Here is a 19,959-nt window from a genome sequence, read left to right as displayed (position 1 = left end):
ACGGCGTGGGCGAACGGCATACGCCGCGGGGAACCGGGTTGGGAGCACCGGTGACGTTCTGGGAGAATCGCGCCCATGTCTGCTGACCTCACCTCGTCTCGCGCTGCCACGATCCCGGAGCGCCCCTCGCTGGACGGCCTCGAGGACAAGTGGGGACAGGTATGGGCCGAGCAGCAGACGTTCGCGTTCGACCGCGAGGCGGCCCTCGCCGGCCCTCGCACGAAGGTCTTCTCGATCGACACGCCCCCGCCGACCGCGTCGGGCAGCCTCCACATGGGCCACGTCTTCTCCTACACGCACACCGACTGCATGGCGCGCTACAAGCGGATGGCCGGCTTCAACGTCTTCTACCCGATCGGCTGGGACGACAACGGCCTGCCGACCGAGAAGCGCGTCCAGAACTTCTACGGCGTGCGCGGTGACGCCTCGCTCCCCCACGACCCGGACTTCGTGCCGCCGCACCGCGGTGACGCCAAGAGCCTGCGGGCCGGCGACGCCATGCCGATCTCGCGGCAGAACTTCATCGAGCTCTGCGACGAGCTCACCGTCGAGGACGAGAAGGCCTTCGAGTCGCTCTTCCGCCGCCTCGGGCAGTCCTTCGACTGGGACATCTCCTACCGGACGATCGACGACCACTCGCGCGCGACGGCGCAGCAGGCGTTCCTGCGCAACCTCGCCCGCGGCGAGGCCTACCAGGCCGAGGCCCCCGGACTGTGGGACGTCACCTTCCAGACCGCGGTCGCCCAGGCCGAGCTCGAGGCACGCGACTACCCCGGCGCGTTCCACCGCGTCGCGTTCCACCCTGCGGGCAAGGACGACCCGGCTGGTCCCATCTACATCGAGACGACGCGCCCCGAGCTCATCCCGTCCGTCGTTGCGCTCATCGCCCACCCGGACGACGAGCGGTATGCCGGTCTCTTCGGCTCCACGGTCCGCTCACCGTTGTTCGGGGTCGAGGTGCCCGTCGTGGCGCACCCGCTGGCCGAGATCGACAAGGGCTCCGGCATCCTCATGTGCTGCACCTTCGGCGACCTCACCGACGTCATCTGGTGGCGCGAGCTGCAGCTGCCGACCCGCTCGGTCATCACCCGACAGGGCCGGATCCAGACCGAGACGCCGGAGTGGATCGCCGGTGGTCCGGGTGCCGAGCTCTTCGGCGAGCTCGCCGGCAAGACCGTGCACTCGGCCCGCGAGCTCGTCGTCGCCGCGCTGCGCGCGTCCGGCGACCTCGACGGCGAGCCCAAGGCGACCCAGCGCAAGGCCAACTTCTACGAGCGCGGCGAGAAGCCCCTCGAGATCGTCACCTCGCGCCAGTGGTACATCCGCAACGGCGGCCGCGACGCCGACCTCAACGACAAGCTCATCGGCCAGGGCCAGTCGATCGACTTCCACCCGTCGTTCATGCGGTCCCGCTACGCCAACTGGGTCGCGGGGCTCAACGGCGACTGGCTCGTCTCCCGCCAGCGGTTCTTCGGTGTGCCGATCCCGGTGTGGTACCCGCTCGACGCCGAGGGCGAGCCCGTGTGGGACTCGCCAATCGTGCCGACCGAGGAGTCGCTGCCGATCGACCCGGTGTCCCAGGCGCCCGAGGGCTACGACGAGTCCCAGCGCGGACAGGCCGGCGGGTTCATCGGTGACCCCGACGTCCTCGACACATGGGCCACCTCGTCGCTCTCGCCGCAGATCGCAGCGGGCTGGCGCAGCGTCGACGAGTCGGGGGCCGTGACCATCGACCCGGTCTTCGAGAAGGTCTTCCCCATGGACGTGCGCCCCCAGGGCCACGACATCATCCGCACCTGGCTCTTCGCGACGGTCGTGCGCGCCTACTTCGAGCACGGGACGGTGCCGTGGACCAACGCCGCCATCAGCGGCTGGATCCTCGACCCGGACCGCAAGAAGATGAGCAAGTCCAAGGGCAACGTCGTCACGCCCGAGGACGTCCTGCGCGAGCACTCCGCCGACGCCGTCCGCTACTGGGCTGCCTCCGGCCGCCTCGGCACCGACGCCGCCTACGACGTCGGCCAGATGAAGGTCGGCCGCCGCCTCGCCATCAAGGTCCTCAACGCCAGCAAGTTCGCGTTGTCGTTCGGGGACGTGGAAGGTGACCTCGCGGCCCAGGTGACCAACCCGCTCGACCGCGCCCTGCTCGCCGGGCTGCGCGACGTCGTCGAGAAGGCCACCGCGGGCTTCGAGTCGTGGGACTACACCCGTTCGCTCGAGGTCACGGAGACGTTCTTCTGGACCTTCTGCGACGACTACCTCGAGCTCGTCAAGGACCGCGCCTACGGCTCGCAGGGTGACGCCGAGGCCGCGTCGGCCCGGGCCACGCTGCGCATCGCGCTCGACGTCGTCCTGCGCCTCCTCGCGCCGTTCCTCCCCTACGTCACCGAGGAGGTCTGGTCCTGGTGGCACGACGGGTCGGTCCACCTCACGTCGTGGCCGAGCGTCGACGAGGTCGCCGTCGCCGGTGACGCCGTGGACCCCGCGATGCTCGCCGCGGTCGGTGCCGCGCTGGCCACCGTCCGCAAGAGCAAGTCCGAGGCCAAGCTGTCGATGCGCGCCGAGGTCGCCCGGGTCACCCTCGGCGGCCCCGAGCAGCTCCTCGACCACGTCCGTGCGGGCGAGGGCGACCTGCGCTCCGCCGGACGCATCACCGGCTCGCTCGAGCTCGTCCCCGCCGAGGCGTGGGGCGCGAGCGACGTCGAGCTCATCCCCGTCGAGAAGCCCAAGCCCCAGCAGTGACCGCCCGCCGCTGCCCGTGACCGGTCCCCGACCGGCACGGGCAGCGGCCGGTGCGCGACCGGCATACGCAGGACGTCCGGTTGCGATCCGCGGGCGCGGTCAGGCGTTCGAGGGTGCCCGCACGCCGCCGAGGGAGCGCTGGGCCTCCCACGAGCGGATGCGGCGGTGCCCGGTGGGCTGGACGACGAACCACGGCACGTCCCATCCGCTGAGGCCGATGCGGTGCTCGACGACCGTGTCGCGGCGCAGGTGCCCGACCCGGCCGGTGCCGGGGTCGTAGACGTCGAGGACACGGTCGCCGTCACCGGGCAGCACGAGGACGACGTGACGCGGCAGCGTCGCGTTGCCGACGTAGAGCAGGGCGGGCTCCCCCTCGGCGACGACGTCGACGAGCCGCTCGAACGCCTTCCGCAGGGTCGACCCGGAGAGCGGGCGCACCGTATCGACGTCGTAGAGCGTGCCGGTCGTCGCGGCGCCGTACTCGAGCTCCCGCTTGGCACCCCACGGCGGTGTGCCGAACGCTCGCGGCCACGGGAGGTTGAGGCGGTTCGGGCCGGCGAAGAGCCCGTTGGTCCGGCGCATGACGACTCGCTCGTAGGCCGCGAACCGCTCCGCCTCGGTCGCGCCCGGCGGTGAGCCGGGCGGGCACGGCACACCGGTGCGCACCCAGCTCGCGAAGACCGGGTCGACGAGCATCCGGGCGACCGTGAGGCACGCGGAGCCGCACGTCACCGGGGACTGCTGCACCGGGCCGGTGTCGCCGGCTCGGAGTCGGAAGGGCGGGGCCACGTCGCCCACCTTGCCAAGTCCCCCGCGCGTCCGCCAGCCCCTCCCACCGGAGCGTCGCCGACTCGTCCCCCGACGCCGGCGTTCTCGTGCCCCGGAAGTGCGGGAGGCATAGGGTTCCGTGCCATGGGGCGACGCGACTGGGCCTGGGCGGCAGGGACCGCCGGTGCCCTGCTGCTCGCGGCCTGGGTCTCGGGCGCCGGGCCCATCGCGGCCTTCACCACGCCCGGCCTCAGCCCGCCGACGGACGACGAGTTCGGTGAGCTCGTGCAGCCCGACACCGGCGACGCCCGTCAGCCGGAGGGCGAACGCACCCGACCGCTCGAGGACAACGAGCTCGTCGCCAACGTCGTCGCGTGGACGCTGCGTGTGGTCCTCGTCCTCATCGTCGCCGTCGTCGTGCTCCTCGTCGTCCGCGCGCTGCTTCGCCGCCTGCGTCGCGACCCCGTGACCCCCAAGGACGAGGTCGAGGCTCCGGTCCTGCCCGACGTGCTCGTCGCCGGGGTGCGCGCGAGCGAGGCCCAGCTCGAGCACGGGACCTCGACCGAGGCGGTCATCAATGCGTGGCTCACCCTCGAGCGCACCGCGGCCGAGGTGGGCCTCGAGGACGACGTCGCACGCACCCCTGCCGAGCTGGTCGGCGCCGTCCTCGGTGACTTCGACGTCGACCGGGTGGCGATCGAGCGGCTCGCCGACCTCTACCGCGAGGCGAGGTTCTCCGTGCACCCCATCGGCGAGACCCAGCGCGCGGAGGCCCGCGAGGCGCTGCGCTCGGTCCGCGAGGACCTCACCCGCCCGTTGCGCGCCCTCGGCGGGAGTGTGGCCCGGTGACGCGTCGCCTGGCCCGGCTCGTCGACGGCAACGAGGTCGTGGCGGCGGTCGGCGCCGCCGCCGTGCTCGGCGTCGTCGTCGGGCTCGTGCCCGCCCTCGACCGAGTGCTGCTGCTCGTCGTCTCGACGGGACTCGTCGTGCTCGTCGGCGCGCTCGTCGTCTGGCTCCTCCGCAGCCACCGCGAGGTCGAGTGGACGACGAGCGCGGGGACGCCCGAACGCGTCCGGGGAAGCGACCGTCGGGTCACCGTCCTCGCCCGCACCATCGACGCCGCCGTCGCAGGCGACAAGCCGGCCCGGCACGAGCTCCAGTCCCTCGTCCGGTCGGCGGCCGAGGCCGGGCTCGGCGCACGGGGACTCTCGCCCGACCTCACGAACGACGCGACCCGCGCCGCGCTGGGACCGGCGCTCACGGCATACCTGACCTCCGCGACCCCTCGTCCGGTGACCCCCGACGAGCTCTCCGCCTTCATCACCACCCTCGAGGAGCACTGAGTGAGCGACACCGTGAGCGACACCCCCACCCTGCACGAGGTCGGCGACCTCTCCGCCCGGATCCTGTCCGCCGTCGAGAAGGCGGTCGTGGGCAAGCGCGAGAGCCTCGAGCTCGTCCTCGCGGGCCTGCTGTCCGGCGGGCACGTCCTCATGGAGGACTTCCCGGGGCTCGGCAAGACGCTCGCGGCGCGCTCGTTCGCGCAGGCACTCGGGATCGACTTCGCGCGCGCGCAGTTCACCCCCGACCTGCTGCCGAGCGACCTCACGGGCGCGTTCATCTACGACCAGCGGTCGCACGAGTTCGTCTTCCGACGCGGGCCGCTCTTCACGCAGCTGCTCCTCGCCGACGAGATCAACCGCACGCCGCCCAAGACCCAGGCCGCGCTGCTCGAGGCGATGCAGGAGGGGCAGATCACCGTCGAGGGCGAGACCTTCCACCTCGAACGGCCCTTCCACGTCCTCGCCACGGCGAACCCGGTCGAGTACGAGGGCACCTACCCCCTGCCCGAGGCCCAGCTCGACCGCTTCCTCATCCGGGTGTCGTTCGGCTACCCCGGCGCCGCCGACGAGTGGGAGGTCCTGCGCCGCCGCATCGACCGCCGGCAGGAGGCCCAGACCGTGCCGGTCGTCACCGACGCGGAGGGGTTCGTCGCCATGCAGCGCGCCGTCGAGACGGTCACCGTCGACGAGAGCGTGGGTCGCTACTGCGTCCGGCTCGCGGCCGCGACCCGCTCACACGCGAGCCTCGTCATGGGCGCCTCTCCCCGCGGCTCGCTCGCGCTCATGCTCGTGAGCCGTGCGTATGCCGTGATCCGCGGTCGCGACTACGTCACCCCCGAGGACGTCAAGGCCGTGGCGCATGCCGCCCTCGACCACCGCGTCACCGTGCGCCCCGAGCTGTGGATCAACGACGTCACCGCCGAGAGCGTCGTGAGCCAGGTGCTGTCGTCGGTGCCCACCCCCTCGCCGACCGAGGGCGAGAGGCGCACCGGGTTCGAGGGCCCGTGAGCGAGGACCCCACCGACGCCGCCGACGGGGCTGGCGACCCGGGCACCCTCGTCCCGGAGGGCAGCGCCCTCACGGCAGTGTGGCGACCCACCGCAGCCCACGTGCGCGCCGTCGTCGTCGCTCTCGCGCTTCTCGGGATCGGTGTCGTCATGCGCCGGCCCGACGCCGTCGCGCTCGGTGCGCCGCTCGCCGTCGTCGCCGTCTGGTCGCACCTGCGCCGGCCCGAGGTCGCACCGGTCGTCCACGCGTGGCTGCGCCACGGCGTCCTTCGCGAGGGCCAGACGACCGCGTGGACGGCCACCGTCGAGCCCGGACCCGGCGTCGAGGAGGTGGCGCTGGCCGTCACCGAGACCGAGTTCACCCGCTACACCCCCGCGTCGCAGTGCGTGGCCGCCGGCGACGTGGGGGACGGCGGCGTCGGCAACGTGGGCGACAGCGGCCCGGCGGCCACCCGGCTCGACGTCTTCTGCCAGAGCACCCGCTGGGGGCTGCGCCGCCTCGGGCCCGCCACCTGCGCTGTGACGGGGGCGTTCGGGGCGCACGTCTGGGAGCCGGCCCCGGTCCACGCGCCGCTCGTGCCCACGGTGCCGCTGCCCGAGGCCTTCTCGGCCCGCACCCCCGCGCCCGACCCCGACGGCCTCGTCGGCCGCAGCCGCTCGCGCCACCACGGTGACGGCAGCGAGCTCGCCGACGTGCGCGGCTTCCGCTTCGGCGACCGCCTGCGTCGCATCCACTGGCCCGTGTCCGTCCGCACGGGCGAGCTCCACGTGACGACGACCTACGCCGACGAGGACAGCGAGATCCTCCTGCTCGTCGACGCCATGCAGGACCTCGGGCGCAGCAGCGGGTTCGACGGCGAGGGCAGCAGCCTCGACAACGGCGTTCGGGCGGCCGCGGCCGTGGCCGAGCACTACCTGCGTGCCGGTGACCGCGTCGGGCTGCAGGTGCTCGGCGCGCACCAGAGCCCACGCCTCTCCCCCGGGCTCGGCACCAACCAGCTGCGCCGCCTGCTCGACGTGCTCGCGCGCGTGCGGGTGGCCGACGGCGGCGTCGTCGACGAGAAGCGGCTTCGGGGCCAGCTGCTCCACCCGGTCTCGGCCGGGACGCTCGTCGTCTTCCTCACCCCCGCCGTCTCGGTGAGTGTGCTCGCCCACGCGGCGCAGCTCTCCCGCCGGGGCACCTCGACGATCGTCGTCGACACCCTGCCGCGTGCCATGGCGACCGGGGACCTCACCGACGAGCAGCTCGCCGGGCTCGTGCCCGAGCAGTCCGGGTCGGCCTCGGCCCGGCTCGCCTGGCGTCTGCGCCTGCTCGAGCGCTCACGCGAGGTGTCGCGCACGCGGCTCGCCGGCGTGCCCATCGTCCCATGGGTCGGTCCCGGGACCCTCGACCTCGTCATGCGCGACATCGCCAAGCAGCGACGCTCCCCGAGGGTGGTGACCCGATGAGGTCGACCTCGCAGACCGTGCTGCGCGTGGGCATCGGCGTCGTGTCGATCGCGCTCGCGCTGCTCACCGTCGCCGTCGGGCCCTTGGGCTCGGTCGTGGCCGCGCTCGTCCTCGTCGGGCTCACGCCCTTCGTCGTGATCGACCCGGGCTCACGGCTCACCGCCCTGCTCGTCGGGCTGCACGGCCTGCACTGGCTCATGAGCCACCGCGCGCCCGACGACCTCGGTGACTGGGCGCTCACCCTCGTCGTCGCCGTGGGGCTCCTCTCCATCCACCTCGGCGCGGCACTTGCGGCGTCCCTGCCCGCCTCGGCGCCCGTCCCACGCCCGAGCGTCGCCCGGTGGGCGCGGCGCGGTCTCGCGGTCGTCGGTCTGTGCCTGCCGGTCTGGGCGCTCCTCGCCGTGCAGACGGTCGCGCGTCCCGACGGTGACACGCTGGCGACCTACTCCGCCCTGGCAGCGGTCGCCGTGCTGGGCCTGGCCCTGTGGCTCGCGCTCGTCAGGCCACGCCGCGAGGGATGAGCCGGGAGCGGAACTGCGGCGAGGAGCCCATGCCCCGGATGGGCGGTCACACGCGCGTCCGCCCTCAGCCGCCCACATGTGGGAGCGGAGGCGTCAGGCGGTGCGCTTCCGGCGCTTGGTGCCCGCGTCGCGGCGAACGACCGTCGGGAGGACGTTCTTGCGCACGACCTCGTCGGTGACGACGACCTTGGTGATCTCGTCGTCGCTCGGCACGTCGAACATCACGGGGAGCAGGACCTCCTCCATGATCGCGCGCAGTCCGCGAGCGCCGGTGCCGCGGGCGAGCGCCTGCTCGGCGACGGCCTCGATGGCCTCGTCGGTGAACTCGAGCTCGACGCCGTCGATGCGGAACATCTTCTGGTACTGCTTGATGAGGGCGTTGCGCGGCTCGGTGAGGATCTGCACGAGCGCGCTCGTGTCGAGCGGCGAGACCGTCGTGATGACCGGGAGGCGGCCGATGAACTCCGGGATGAGCCCGAACTTCATGAGGTCCTCGGGCATGACCTCGTGGATCGACTCGGCGAGGTCCTTGGGCGTGTGCAGCTCGGAGCCGAAGCCGAGGCCCTTCTTGCCGTTGCGCGACTCGATGAGCTTCTCGAGGCCGGCGAAGGCGCCGCCGACGATGAAGAGCACGTTGGTCGTGTCGATCTGGATGAACTCCTGGTGCGGGTGCTTGCGCCCACCCTGCGGCGGCACGCTCGCGGTCGTGCCCTCGAGGATCTTGAGCAGCGCCTGCTGCACGCCCTCACCCGAGACGTCGCGGGTGATGCTCGGGTTCTCGGACTTGCGGGCGATCTTGTCGACCTCGTCGATGTAGATGATCCCCGTCTCGGCCTTCTTGACGTCGTAGTCGGCGGCCTGGATGAGCTTGAGGAGGATGTTCTCGACGTCCTCGCCGACGTAGCCGGCCTCGGTCAGGGCCGTCGCGTCGGCGATGGCGAAGGGAACGTTGAGCATCTTGGCGAGGGTCTGGGCGAGGTAGGTCTTGCCGCAGCCGGTCGGCCCGATGAGGAGGATGTTGGACTTGGCGATGTCGACGTGGTCGGCGTCCTTCTTGCCGATCGTGTCACCCGCCTGGATCCGCTTGTAGTGGTTGTAGACGGCGACGGCGAGCGACTTCTTCGCGACGTCCTGGCCGATGATGTACTGCTGGAGGAACTCGAAGATCTCGCGCGGCTTGGGCAGCTCGTCGAGCCCACCCAGCTCGGAGGACTCGGCGAGCTCCTCCTCGATGATCTCGTTGCACAGCTCGATGCACTCGTCGCAGATGTAGACCGCCGGGCCGGCGATGAGCTTCTTGACCTGCTTCTGGGACTTGCCGCAGAAGGAGCACTTCAGCAGGTCGCTGGTCTCTCCCACTCGTGCCACTGGGCTCCAGTCCCTTCACCTCGACAACGGGTGCCGCCGTCCCGACCTCGGAGGCCGGGGATGCGGCGACGTCAGTGACGCTACCCCGAGGGGGCGTCGTCGCCACCCATTCAACGCCTCCGACACGGCGCGAGTCGCGCTTGTCCGCTCTCGGCAGAACGGCACGCCGCGGGCGGGCGACGCCTCCACACCTGGGCAGCCGAACGCGCGTATGCCGTCCGCTCACGTGAGCGGACGGCATACGCGCGTTTCGGGGTGGTGCGGGGGTCAGACCTCGAGGGCGGCCTTGCGCGAGACGAGCACCTCGTCGATGAGGCCGTACTCCTTGGCATCGGCCGCGGAGAGGATCTTGTCGCGCTCGATGTCCTTGCGGACGAGCTCGACGTCGCGGTTCGAGTGCTTGGCGATGGTGTCCTCGAGCCACTCGCGCATGCGGAGCACCTCGTTGGCGTGGATCTCGAGGTCGGAGGCCATGCCGCCCGTGCCCTCGATCGCCGGCTGGTGGATGAGCACGCGCGAGTTCGGCAGCGCGTAGCGCTTGCCCGGCGCACCGGCTCCGAGGAGCACTGCCGCGGCCGACGCCGCCTGGCCGACGACGAACGTCTGCACGTCGGGCCGGATGTACTGCATCGTGTCGTAGATCGCCGTCATCGCCGTGAACGAGCCGCCGGGGCTGTTGATGTACATGAGCACGTCGCGGTCGGGGTCCTGGGACTCGAGCACGATGAGCTGGGCGATGATGTCGTCGGCGGACGCGTCGTCGACCTGCACGCCGAGGAAGATGATGCGGTCCTCGAAGAGCTTGGTGTAGGGGTCGGTCCGCTTCATGCCGTAGGAGGTGCGCTCCTCGAACTGCGGGAGGATGTAGCGGCTCGACGGCGCGGGCATGGCGAGTCGGCCCTGCGGGGTGAGGTGGTTCGCGTTCATGTCAGTGATCTCTCCTGGTCGCCGGGTCAGTCGGTGACCGGGTTGTCGGACGAGGGACCGGCCTGGTCGGCGCGCGAGAAGACGTGGTCGACGAAGCCGTACTCCTTGGCCTCCTCGGCGGTGAACCAGCGGTCGCGGTCGGAGTCGGCCTCGATCTGCTCGGGCGTCTGGCCGGTGTGTTCGGCGATGAGCTCGGCCATCTGCTTCTTGATGTGGAGCAGCTGCTCGGCCTGGATCTTGATGTCGGACGCCGTGCCGCCGATGCCGCCGGAGGGCTGGTGCATCATGACGCGCGCGTGCGGCGTCGCGTAGCGCTTGCCCGGAGTGCCCGCGGAGAGCAGGAACTGCCCCATCGAGGCGGCCATGCCCATCGCCACGGTGGCGACGTCGTTGGGCACCCACTGCATCGTGTCGAAGATGGCCATGCCCGCGGTCACCGACCCACCCGGGCTGTTGATGTAGAGCCAGATGTCCTTGTCGGAGTCCTCGGCGGCGAGCAGGAGCATCTGCGCGCAGATCGCGTTGGCGTTCTCGTCGCGGACCTCGGAGCCGAGGAAGATGATCCGCTCCTTGAGGAGGCGGTTGTAGATGCTGTCGTCGAGGCCGAGCTTGTCGCCCGGACCGGCTGCGACGATCTCGTTGCTGCTCACGCTGGTCGCTCCTGCCGTGATCGTGGGTCGTGCCTTTCGCTGACCCTAACGCGCGGGTCCGCCGGGACACTCCCGCCCCCGGGCGATGTTCGCCCTGAGCACAATGCCCCGCAACGACGCCGTATGCCGGTCAGCCGTGGTCGTGCACCGGCTCGGCCGGCGCCGTCGTCGCCACCCGCTGCGGCTCGCGCACGCTCTCGAGGATGAGCTGGACGAGGAGCGCCATCGTGCCGACGGCGAGGAGGCTGCGGAGGACGCCGACGTGGTCGCCGAGGAAGCCGAGCGCGGGAGGACCGGCGATGAAGGCGAAGTAGCCGATGGTCGCGACGACCGACATGCGGGCCGGGGCGCGCTTGGGGTCGTCGGCGCTGGCGCTGAGCCCGACCGGGAAGCCCAGCGAGACACCCACACCCCAGACCGCGGCACCGACGAACGCCATCCAGTCGTTGCCGAAGATCACGAGCAGCGAGCCCACGACCGCGAGGACGAAGGTGGCCCGCAGGACGGGGACGCGTCCGTAGGTGTCGAGCCAGCGGGTGCCGAGGAGGCGGCCGATGGTCATGAAGGACAGGAACGTCGCGAAGGCGAGCACCCCGGCCCACGTGGGCAGGTCGTGGCCCTCGACGAAGGCGACGGCGAGCCAGTCGTTGGCGGTGCCCTCGGTGAACGCCGCGACGAGCACGACGAGACCGATGAGGAGGGTGCGGGGCTCGAGCCAGGCCGACCGCGCCGAAGCCCCGGCGAGAGCACCCTCGGCCATCGCCTCGGCCTCGGCGGCCCTGTCCTTCTCGTGCTCGGCGTCCTCCACCTCGCGCGGGAGGAAGGCACGCATCGCCACGAAGCCACCGGCGGTGACGAGCAGCGCGGACCCGAGCAGGTGCGGCAGGAGCGGCACCGAGGCCCAGGACATGCCCGACCCGATGAGCGCGGACAGGACCGTGCCGCCGCTGAAGGCGGCGTGGAACTGCGGCATGACCGTCTTGCCCAGGAGCCGTTCGACCGAGGCGCCCTCCAGGTTCATCGCGACGTCCCACACGCCCACGCCGGAGCCGATGAGGAAGAGGCCCACCGCCACGACGAGGCGGGACTCCGCAAGGTCGACACCGGCACCGACGACGCCGAAACCGACGATCCCGACGAGCATGCCCACGCGGATCGTCGGGACGACGCCGAACCGCTCGGCCAGGCGACCGGTCGACGGCATGGCGAGCATCGAGCCCGCCGACATCGCGAAGAGCGTGGCGCCGAGCTGGCCCGCCGAGAGGTCGAGCCCGGCCTTGGCGTCGGCGATCCGCGACGCCCACGTGGCGAACGCGATGCCGGCGAGGGCGAAGACGACGAAGACGGCGGTGCGCGCCGCGACGACGCGGTCGCGGGGCAGGGCGGTGGTGGTCATGGAGCGGATCTCTCGCATCGAGGTGGAGCGGTACGGGGTGCGGATGAGGCGGGTGGCACGGGTTTCCCGGTGCTGGCGGCGACGGGTCACGTTGCCGCGGGTCGAATCGATTCGATAGTCTGCCTCCCATGACCCGTCCACGTCAAACCCGCAAGGTGACGCTGCGTGACGTCGCCGACCGTGCCGGAGTCGCGACGAGCACCGCCTCGCTCGTGTTCAGCGGCCGCGGCCCGGTCGCGCAGGCCACCGCCGACCGGGTGCGCGCGGCCGCGGCCGACCTCGGCTACGCCGGACCCGACCCGCTCGCCAGCTCGCTGCGCCAGGGACGGTCGGGCACGGTCGCCGTCATCGTCGAGGAGCGCCTGCTCGACGCCTTCCGGGACCCCTTCGCCCTCACCGTCCTCGACGGTCTCGCCCAGGAGCTCGACTCGATGGGGACGAGCATGCTGCTCATGGCCGACCATGCCGACTCCCCCGACAACTCGCTCGCCGGCCACGCCATCGATGCCGCGATCTTCCCCCTGTGCGGGCGCGACGAGAGCCCCCTCGTCGACCACCTCGTGGCCCGCGGCATCCCCCTCGTCGGCGCCGGTGCGCCGCTGCGCGACGAGGTCATCCACGTCGTCATCGACGAGCACGGCGCCTCGGCCTCGGCCACCCACCACCTCGTCGACCTGGGGCACACGCGGCTCGCCCACGTGACGATGCCCCTCGGCGCACCGCGACCGACCCACCTCGTGGGCCGCGACGACATCGCCGGGACCGTCTACGCCGACGCGCGAGAACGCGCCCTCGGCTTCCTGGACACCGCACCGCAGGGCTCGGTCGTCGAGACCGAGCGCGCCGACGTCGTGCAGGGTGAGGTGGCCGGCCGCCTGCTCCTCGACGTCGCGCCACAGGACCGCCCCACCGGCGTCGTCGCCCAGTCCGACCTCCTCGCCGCCGGGGTCGTCCGCGCCGCCGAGTCACTGGGCCTGCGCGTCCCCGAGGACGTGTCGGTGACCGGGTTCGACGGCGTCGACCTGCCCTGGCTCGACGCCCGGCTCACCACGGTCGTGCAGCCCGGCGAGGCCAAGGGACGGCTGCTCGGCGACCTCACTCGCCGCGCGCTCGCGGGCGAGTCCCCCGCGAGCACGCCGTTCGAGGTGCGCCTGCGGGTCGGTGACACGACCGCGCCACCGCCCGCCGGCTGAGCCGCTTCAGGAGCCGGAGCTGGAGCCGGAGCTCAGGAGCCCGACGACGCCTCGGCGAGCCGGCCGAGCGTGTCCTCGAGCTGGTGCTCGGACACCAGCGGGAACGACACCTTCTGGAGCAGGTCCTTGTCGGTGACCTTGGACCAGTCGTAGGTGTGGGTCACGAGCGTCTGGTCCGGACCCTGCTGCTCGAGGCGCCACACCCACTCCCACCCGGGCGGGTTCGTCCCGGCCGGCGCCGTCTGCCACGCGAGGAGCGCGTTGGAGTCGTAGCCGGTGACGTGGTTGTCGGTCTGGTAGTCCCCGCCCATGTGGTCACCCGACATGTTCATCGTGAAGACGTCACCGACCTTCTGGATCCGGTCGGCCTGCTCAACGGACCTGATGAAGCCTGAGCCGTCGAGCTCCTGGTGGCGCTGCGGGTTGCTCAACACGTCGAAGACCTCGCTGGCAGGAGCATCGATGGTGCGGGTCACGGTGATCTGCTTGTCGTCGCTCATCACGCCACCATGTCACCTCGAACCGCCTTGTGACGTGGGAGGAGCGGGCTCACATGCACGTATGCCGTGCGCCCACCTCGTGGTGGGCACACGGCATACGTCGTGGTTCGCGTCGAAGGCGTCAGGCCTTCGCGGTCTCCTCGGTCTCGGCGTCCGCGGCCTCGGTCTCGAGGACCTCGGCGTCGTCGGCCTCGAGCTCGGGGTCGACCGTCTCAGCCTGGGGCACGAGCTCGTTGAGGTCGATCGAGTTGCCGGCCGTGTCGGTGACGACGGCCTTCTCGAGGACGGCGGCGAGCGCCTTGCGGCGGGCGACCTCCTGGACCATCGCGGGGACCTGTCCCTGCTGGTCGATCGCCTGGGCGAACTGGTTCGGGTCCATGCCGTACTGCTGCGCGCTCATGATGAGGTACTCGATGAGCTCGGGCTGCTCGACCGAGATCTCGAGCTTCTCGGCGAGGGCGTCGAGGAGGAACTGGCCCTTGAGCGCCTTGCGGGTGCTCTCGTCGACCTCGGCACGGTGGACGTCGTCCTCGAGGCGGTCCTCGCCCTCGAGGTGGCTGTTGACCTCGGCCTCGACGATGCCGTCGGGGACGGGCACGTCGACGGCCTCGAGGAGGTGCTCGAGGACCTTGTCGCGGGCCTGGACGCCCTGCTCGAACTTCTTGGCCTGCTCGGCCTGCTTGACGACGTCCTCACGGAGCTCGTCGAGCGTGTCGAACTGCGAGGCGAGCTGGGCGAAGTCGTCGTCGAGCTCCGGGAGCTCGCGGACCTTGACCGACTGGACGGTCACGGTGCACTCGGCGTCCTGGCCCTCGCGGTCGCCACCGGCGAGCGGGGCGGTGAAGGTGACGGTGTCGCCGGCCTTGGCGCCGGTGACGGCCTCGTCGAGGCCCTCGAGCATGTTGCCCGAGCCGACCTCGTAGGTGACGCCCTCGACGCTGTCGATCTCCTCGCCGTCGATCGTGGCCGAGAGGTCGATGGAGAGGACGTCGCCGTTCTCGACGGCGCGCTCGACGGTGGAGAGGGTGCCGAAGCGCTGGCGCAGGTCGGTGAGGCGCTCCTCGACGTCGTCGTCCGAGGCCTTGACCTCGTCGACCTCGACGGCGATGCCCTCGAGCTCGGGGAGCTCGATGTCGGGGCGCACGTCGGTCTCGACGGTGAACTCGAAGTCCTGCCCGTCCTCGAGCGGCACGGCGGTGACGTCGACCTCGGGCTGGCCGATGGCCTTGACACCCTCGGCGTCGACGGCCTCGGCGAAGAAGCGCGGCAGGGCCTCGTTGACGGCCTCCTGCACGACGGCGCCACGGCCGACGCGCTGGTCGATGATGCGCGCGGGGACCTTGCCCTTGCGGAAGCCGGGGATCTGGATCTGGCTGCCGATCGTCTGGTACGCCTTGTCGAGGTCGGGCTTCAGCTCGTCGAAGGGCACCTCCACGATGAGCTTGACCCGGGTCGGGCTGAGGGTCTCGACGGCACTCTTCACTTCAGGCACTCCACACGTGTTGGGATCAGTGGTTGGTGCGGGCCAGGCCCGCGGGTGGACGTCAGTCCCGGTCTTTCAGTCCCGCGGGCTGGAGGCGCGGGCGTGGGCGTGAGCACACGGCATACCGACGGACGTCGCAATCCCGACCATGCTAACGGGCCGCGGCAGCCGCGCCGAATCGCCTGTCGCCGAAACCGCCCACGGGCTCTCCCGCCGGAGTACGTTCCCCCGAGTGGCCGCATCCGGCCCGCATCCCTGAGGAGATCCCATGTCACGACGTCTCATCCGACCTGCGCTCGGCGTCATCGCGCTCGCGGCGTCCACCTTCGTGGTGTCCGCGCCCGCGGGAGTGAGCGCGGCCGGCTCACCCTCGCCGGCCGTCGCGGAGTGCGACCCCGCCACCGGCGCCGCCTCCGCCGCCCGCGTCCGCGACGACGCCAAGGGCGCCAAGGAGCCCGAGCTCTACAGCAAGAACGAGGCCAACGCCTACGGCGTCATCAAGGACAGCCCGCTTCTGGCCGCCGGCTCGGTGACGATCCCGACGATCTTCCACGTCGTGTCCAAGGAGACGCTGTCGCCGGCCGCGAAGACGCGGATGGAGACGATGATCGACGCGCAGATGACCGTCCTCAACGACTCGTTCTCGGGTGCCACCGCCGAAAAGGCCGCGGACACGCCGTTCCGCTTCGACCTCACCGACACGACGTGGACGGTGAACTCGGTGTGGAACACCGTCACCCCCGGCAAGGTCGAGCGCGACATGAAGAAGGCGCTCTACCGGGGCGACTCGCGCACCCTCAACGTCTACGTCGCCGACATCGGTGACGGCCTCCTCGGCTGGGCCTACTTCCCCAAGGGCTACAACAACGGACGCGACTTCATCGACGGCGTCGTCATGCTCGACGAGTCGATGCCCGGTGGCACCGCCGGCAAGTACTCGCTCGGAGACACCCTCACCCACGAGGTCGGCCACTGGCTCATGCTCGAGCACACCTTCGCCCACGGCTGCTCCGCCTCCGGCGACTACGTCGCGGACACCCCGCGCGAGGCCGTGCCGCAGTTCAACTGCCCGACCGGCGCCGACACCTGCACCGCGCCGGGCCTCGACCCGATCCGCAACTTCATGGACTACACGCAGGACTCCTGCATGAACATGTTCACGCCCGGCCAGGCCGAGCGCATGAGCGACGCCTGGCTCGCCTTCCGGGCCTGACGCTCCTCCCTCCCGCAGGCACAGGTATGCCGCCCGCTCACGATGAGCGGGCGGCATACCTCTGTCGTGGAGCGGGCGACGAGAATCGAACTCGCGTAATCAGTTTGGAAGACTGAGGCTCTACCATTGAGCTACGCCCGCGTGCTCGTCGGGAACGGCCTGACCGTCCGGCTCCGAGCAGGGGTTAGCCTAGTGGCCGCCCTCGCGGGAACCGAAATCGGCCGTCACTGCTCGTGTCGCCGCCCTCGCACCGCGGGACGCGGGGTATGGCGCAGCTTGGTAGCGCGTCCGCTTTGGGAGCGGAAGGTCGCCAGTTCGAATCTGGCTACCCCGACAGCGTGGCCGTGCGGCTCAGCGCGGCGTGAGCGAGAACTCCGCCACGGTCCGGCCCGCAGCCAGACCCTTGGCCTCGAACCCGTCCTGCGGCCGCCACTCCGGCCGCGCCCCCTCGACCATGTCCCACCCGCCGTGGGCCGTGACCTGCTCGCGGACGTGCTCGGCATAGACCGCGTGGTCGGTGGCGATGCGCAGGACCCCACCGGGTGCGAGCCGGTCGGCGAGCAGGGTGAGCGTGTGCTGCTGCACGAACCGTCGCTTGGCGTGCTTGGCCTTGGGCCACGGGTCCGGGAAGAAGAGGTGCACCGCGGCGAGCGAGCCCGAGGGGACGCGCGAGGTGAGCAGGGGCACCGCGTCGCCGCGCTCGACCCAGAGGTTGGTCAGGCCGAGCGGCTCCGCGGCCGCCAGCATCCGCGCGACGCCGGGGACGTGGACCTCGACCGCGACGAGGTCGTGATCCGGGTGGCCTGCCGCGTAGGCGACCGCCGCGGCTCCGTGGCCGGACCCGATCTCGAGGACGACCGGCGCCGTGCGCCCGAACCAGGCCTGCGGGTCAAGCACGCCCTCATCGGGGATCGCGTGGCGGGGAAGCAGGCGCTCCATGCGCTCGGCCGTGAGGGGTGAGGTCCGCCACCGCGGGGTGAAGGTGCGCACGCCGTCGCGCGGGGTGTGCTGGAGGACCGATCGGGAGGAGGACACGACACCGAGGCTAGCCGCGGCGTGAGCGACGTCCCATTCCTGATGGGTCGAAGTGGTGCAGATCGCGCATGTCGTGCTGCTACCGTCGCAGGTTGGGTGTGGTACTCGGCGACGCTGTCCCATGCCCGGTTGCGTGCTCGACCCTGCGGGCCCGCATCGTGAGTGGCCGTCCGCACGGGCGAGAGGCCAGGAGCCTGGAAGGAAAGCCCCGTGAGTGAGCCGTTGACCCTCGAGGAGACCCGTCCGCAGGACGACACCCCGTGGTACGCGATCGACGAGTGGTCGCTGCGCCGCAAGCTCGCCCTCGCACTGGCGATCCCCATGCTCCTCGCCGCCACCTTCGGCGGCCTCCGCGTCGTCACCGCGACGAGCGACGCCCAGAACTTCGCCCTTCTCGAGTCACGGGTCGCCGTCCTCGCCCCGGCAGTGCGCATGGTCGACAGTGCCGCGGGAGTCGCCATCGCCGGGCGAGGTGGGGACGCCGGCGCGGCGGACCGGGCCCGGGAGACGTTCGACCAGAATGCCGCGGACCTGCGCCGGGCCATGCGCTCGACCGACCTCACCGACGAGCAGGCGACAGGCCTCGAGGCGGCGCTCGCCTCGGCCCAGCCGCTGCGCGACTCCCCCGCAGACGCGCCGGTCGAGACCGTCGCCGGACAGCTCGCCGACGCCGTCGGCCACGTCACCGTCGTCCTCGGCGAGTTCGCCGGAGCCACGTCCGACACGCGTCTCACTGCGGTGCGCGATGTGCTCGCCGGACAGGTCGCCCTCACCGAGCAGCGGCTCCTCACGACCTCGGCCGGTGCCGAGGTCGACGCGCTGGCGCTCGGCAAGGCCATCGGCGAGGAGGCCACTGCGATCGAGTCGCTGTCGAGCAGCCTCGGCGCGACCGACACCTTCGTCGACACCCTCGCCCAGGGCAACGAGCTCCGCCTCGCCGCGGCACCTGCCGTGGCGTCGGGCACGTCAGGTCTCCCCCGCGCGGCCGACGCGGGCAGCGTCTACACGACGCTGGCCAACCGGATCAACGACCAGGTCGTCGCCACGATGGCCGCGAAGTCGAGCGACGCCCGCAGCACAGCGATCCGCGACGCCATCGCGACGATCGGCCTCCTCGTGGCGGCAGTCCTGCTCGCGCTCGCCGTCGCGCGCATGCTGCTCGACCCGATCAAGCAGGTGCGACAGGCCGCCCTCGACGTCGCCAACGAGCGGCTGCCCCTGGCCCTCGAGCGGATCCGCGCCGGCGAGGAACCCCCCGCCGTCGAGCCGATCCCGGTCCACACCCGCGAGGAGGTCGGGCAGCTCGCCCGCGCCGTCGACGTGCTCCACACCGAGGCCATCCAGCTGGCGACCGAGCAGGCCCGCCTCCGCAGCCAGGTGAGCGCGATGTTCGAGACGTTGTCGCGCCGCAGCACCTCGCTCATCAACCAGCAGCTCGGCCTCATCGAGAACCTCGAGCGCGACGAGGACGACCCGCGACGGCTCGAGAGCCTCTTCCGCCTCGACCACCTCGCCGCCCGGATCCGACGCAACGGCGAGAGCCTGCTCGTCCTCGCCGGCGCCGCACCGCGTGGCATCGGCGGTCAGGACCTGCCCCTCGGCGACGTCCTGCGTGCCGCGGTCTCCGAGGTGCAGGACTACCAGCGCGTCGACGTCGCCTCGAGCGACCTCGTCATCTCGGCCGGTGCCGCGCCCAACCTCGTCCACCTCTTCGCCGAGCTCATCGACAACGCGCTTTCCTACTCGCCGCCGGACAGCACGGTCGTCGTCGCCATCGCACGGGGCATCGACGGTGGCACCCTCGTCGAGGTCGTCGACGACGGGCTCGGCATGGCGCCGGCGGCCATGGAGGCCGCCAACGACTCCCTCATCACCGGTGGCGAGGTGACGACGGAGACGGCCCGCCGCATGGGTCTCTACGTCGTGGGCCAGCTCGCCATCCGCCACCAGGTGACCGTGCGGATCCGGCCGAACCCGGAGTCCACCGGCACCGTCGTCTCGGTCTTCCTGCCGTCCTCGCTGCTGGCCTCCGGCCGTGAGGTGCCCCGTGCTGCCGGCTCCACCGGCACGACCGGTGCGACCGGTGCGGTGGCGCCAGAGCTCGGTGACACGGCGCCGGCTCAGGACGACCGGCCGCGGGTCACGACACTCACGGCGGTGCCCAACCTGCCCGACTCCCCGGCCGAGAGCGGCCTCACGGCGGCGCGCTCGGCTGCGAGCCCCACCTCGCTGCCCTCCGTCGGTGACACGGGTCCGATCCCCATCGGCGCCCGCGGTTCCGCCCCCGCTTCCCCCTCGGCCAACCCGGCCGGCGACGCCGGACCGTCCGCCGGCACGGGCTCGCCGGCGGGAGGGCCGGGCGGT

17 protein-coding genes and 2 tRNA genes are annotated in these 19,959 nt (G+C 71.7%); 10 read left to right on the top strand and 9 right to left on the bottom strand.

Features of this window, described 5'->3' with window-relative positions; translation table 11 throughout:
- The first annotated feature begins 75 nt into the window (after positions 1-75).
- Positions 76-2,742, top strand: coding sequence for a valine--tRNA ligase (valS, locus tag N798_RS12055; protein WP_035948819.1), 2,667 nt, complete (start codon positions 76-78; stop codon positions 2,740-2,742).
- 99 nt (positions 2,743-2,841) lie between these two features.
- Here valS and N798_RS12050 read toward each other — a convergent pair whose 3' ends face one another.
- Positions 2,842-3,531 (bottom strand): hypothetical protein, encoded by a 690-nt coding sequence (locus tag N798_RS12050; protein ID WP_229708308.1) that lies wholly within the window; start codon positions 3,529-3,531, stop codon positions 2,842-2,844.
- A 123-nt stretch (positions 3,532-3,654) separates the two neighbouring features.
- Between N798_RS12050 and N798_RS12045 the strand changes: the two genes are divergently transcribed.
- Genes N798_RS12045 through N798_RS12025 form a run of 5 tightly spaced genes read left to right on the top strand, consistent with a single transcriptional unit; the run spans position 3,655 to position 7,830 of the window.
- A complete protein-coding gene (locus N798_RS12045; protein WP_035948817.1) occupies positions 3,655-4,359 on the top strand; it encodes a DUF4129 domain-containing protein in 705 nt (234 codons plus the stop codon).
- The gene (locus N798_RS12040) at positions 4,356-4,853 is read left to right on the top strand and encodes a hypothetical protein (protein ID WP_035948816.1); all 498 of its coding nucleotides are present in this window, start codon (positions 4,356-4,358) and stop codon (positions 4,851-4,853) included. Before N798_RS12045 ends, N798_RS12040 begins: the two co-directional genes overlap by 4 nt.
- A complete protein-coding gene (locus N798_RS12035; RefSeq protein WP_371870441.1) occupies positions 4,854-5,861 on the top strand; it encodes an AAA family ATPase in 1,008 nt (335 codons plus the stop codon).
- Positions 5,858-7,309 carry a DUF58 domain-containing protein gene (locus tag N798_RS12030; RefSeq protein ID WP_052117267.1) on the top strand — a complete coding sequence of 484 codons (1,452 nt, stop codon included), beginning with the start codon at positions 5,858-5,860 and terminating at the stop codon, positions 7,307-7,309. The genes N798_RS12035 and N798_RS12030 overlap by 4 nt, the downstream gene beginning before the upstream one ends.
- On the top strand, positions 7,306-7,830 hold the full coding sequence (locus N798_RS12025; protein ID WP_035948814.1) for a hypothetical protein: 525 nt from the start codon (positions 7,306-7,308) through the stop codon (positions 7,828-7,830). The genes N798_RS12030 and N798_RS12025 overlap by 4 nt, the downstream gene beginning before the upstream one ends.
- A 93-nt stretch (positions 7,831-7,923) precedes the next feature.
- Here N798_RS12025 and clpX read toward each other — a convergent pair whose 3' ends face one another.
- The 4 genes from clpX to N798_RS12005 all read right to left on the bottom strand — a co-directional run bounded on the left by clpX (position 7,924) and on the right by N798_RS12005 (position 12,171).
- The gene (clpX, locus tag N798_RS12020) at positions 7,924-9,198 is read right to left on the bottom strand and encodes an ATP-dependent Clp protease ATP-binding subunit ClpX (protein ID WP_035948813.1); all 1,275 of its coding nucleotides are present in this window, start codon (positions 9,196-9,198) and stop codon (positions 7,924-7,926) included.
- A 267-nt stretch (positions 9,199-9,465) separates the two neighbouring features.
- On the bottom strand, positions 9,466-10,125 hold the full coding sequence (locus N798_RS12015) for an ATP-dependent Clp protease proteolytic subunit (protein ID WP_035948811.1): 660 nt from the start codon (positions 10,123-10,125) through the stop codon (positions 9,466-9,468).
- A 26-nt stretch (positions 10,126-10,151) separates the two neighbouring features.
- Positions 10,152-10,775: an ATP-dependent Clp protease proteolytic subunit gene (locus N798_RS12010; RefSeq protein ID WP_035948810.1), complete on the bottom strand. Its 624-nt coding sequence runs from the start codon at positions 10,773-10,775 to the stop codon at positions 10,152-10,154.
- A gap of 130 nt (positions 10,776-10,905) precedes the next feature.
- Positions 10,906-12,171 (bottom strand): MFS transporter, encoded by a 1,266-nt coding sequence (locus N798_RS12005; RefSeq protein WP_035948834.1) that lies wholly within the window; start codon positions 12,169-12,171, stop codon positions 10,906-10,908.
- Between the two features lie 128 nt (positions 12,172-12,299).
- On the opposite strand from N798_RS12005, the gene N798_RS12000 reads away from it, so the two are divergent.
- Complete coding sequence (locus tag N798_RS12000; protein WP_035948809.1) at positions 12,300-13,364, top strand: LacI family DNA-binding transcriptional regulator; 1,065 nt, start codon at positions 12,300-12,302, stop codon at positions 13,362-13,364.
- Positions 13,365-13,396: 32 nt separating this feature from the next.
- Here the strand turns inward: N798_RS12000 and N798_RS11995 are convergent, their stop codons facing one another.
- Entirely contained in the window at positions 13,397-13,864 is a 468-nt protein-coding gene (locus N798_RS11995; RefSeq protein WP_035948808.1) for an SRPBCC family protein, read from the bottom strand.
- Positions 13,865-13,985: 121 nt separating this feature from the next.
- Positions 13,986-15,347, bottom strand: a complete 1,362-nt coding sequence (gene tig, locus N798_RS11990) for a trigger factor (RefSeq protein WP_035948806.1) — start codon at positions 15,345-15,347, stop codon at positions 13,986-13,988.
- Between the two features lie 268 nt (positions 15,348-15,615).
- Between tig and N798_RS11985 the strand changes: the two genes are divergently transcribed.
- Entirely contained in the window at positions 15,616-16,560 is a 945-nt protein-coding gene (locus N798_RS11985; RefSeq protein WP_035948805.1) for a zinc metalloprotease, read from the top strand.
- 67 nt (positions 16,561-16,627) lie between these two features.
- Here the strand turns inward: N798_RS11985 and N798_RS11980 are convergent.
- Positions 16,628-16,701: transfer RNA gene (locus N798_RS11980), tRNA-Gly, on the bottom strand.
- A 119-nt stretch (positions 16,702-16,820) separates the two neighbouring features.
- On the opposite strand from N798_RS11980, the gene N798_RS11975 reads away from it, so the two are divergent.
- Positions 16,821-16,894, top strand: a tRNA-Pro gene (locus N798_RS11975).
- A 17-nt stretch (positions 16,895-16,911) separates the two neighbouring features.
- On the opposite strand, the gene trmB is transcribed toward N798_RS11975, so the two are convergent.
- The gene (trmB, locus tag N798_RS11970) at positions 16,912-17,595 is read right to left on the bottom strand and encodes a tRNA (guanosine(46)-N7)-methyltransferase TrmB (protein ID WP_035948804.1); all 684 of its coding nucleotides are present in this window, start codon (positions 17,593-17,595) and stop codon (positions 16,912-16,914) included.
- A 210-nt stretch (positions 17,596-17,805) separates the two neighbouring features.
- Here trmB and N798_RS11965 point away from each other — a divergent pair.
- Positions 17,806-19,959 (top strand): sensor histidine kinase (locus N798_RS11965; protein ID WP_156971720.1); only part of this gene is annotated, 2,154 nt, incomplete at its 3' end.

It is taken from the genome of Knoellia flava TL1 (assembly GCF_000768675.1).
In the GTDB taxonomy this organism is placed as follows: domain Bacteria; phylum Actinomycetota; class Actinomycetes; order Actinomycetales; family Dermatophilaceae; genus Knoellia; species Knoellia flava.
Note: the sequence above shows the minus strand (reverse complement) of the source record. Positions and strands in the feature narration are given on the sequence as shown.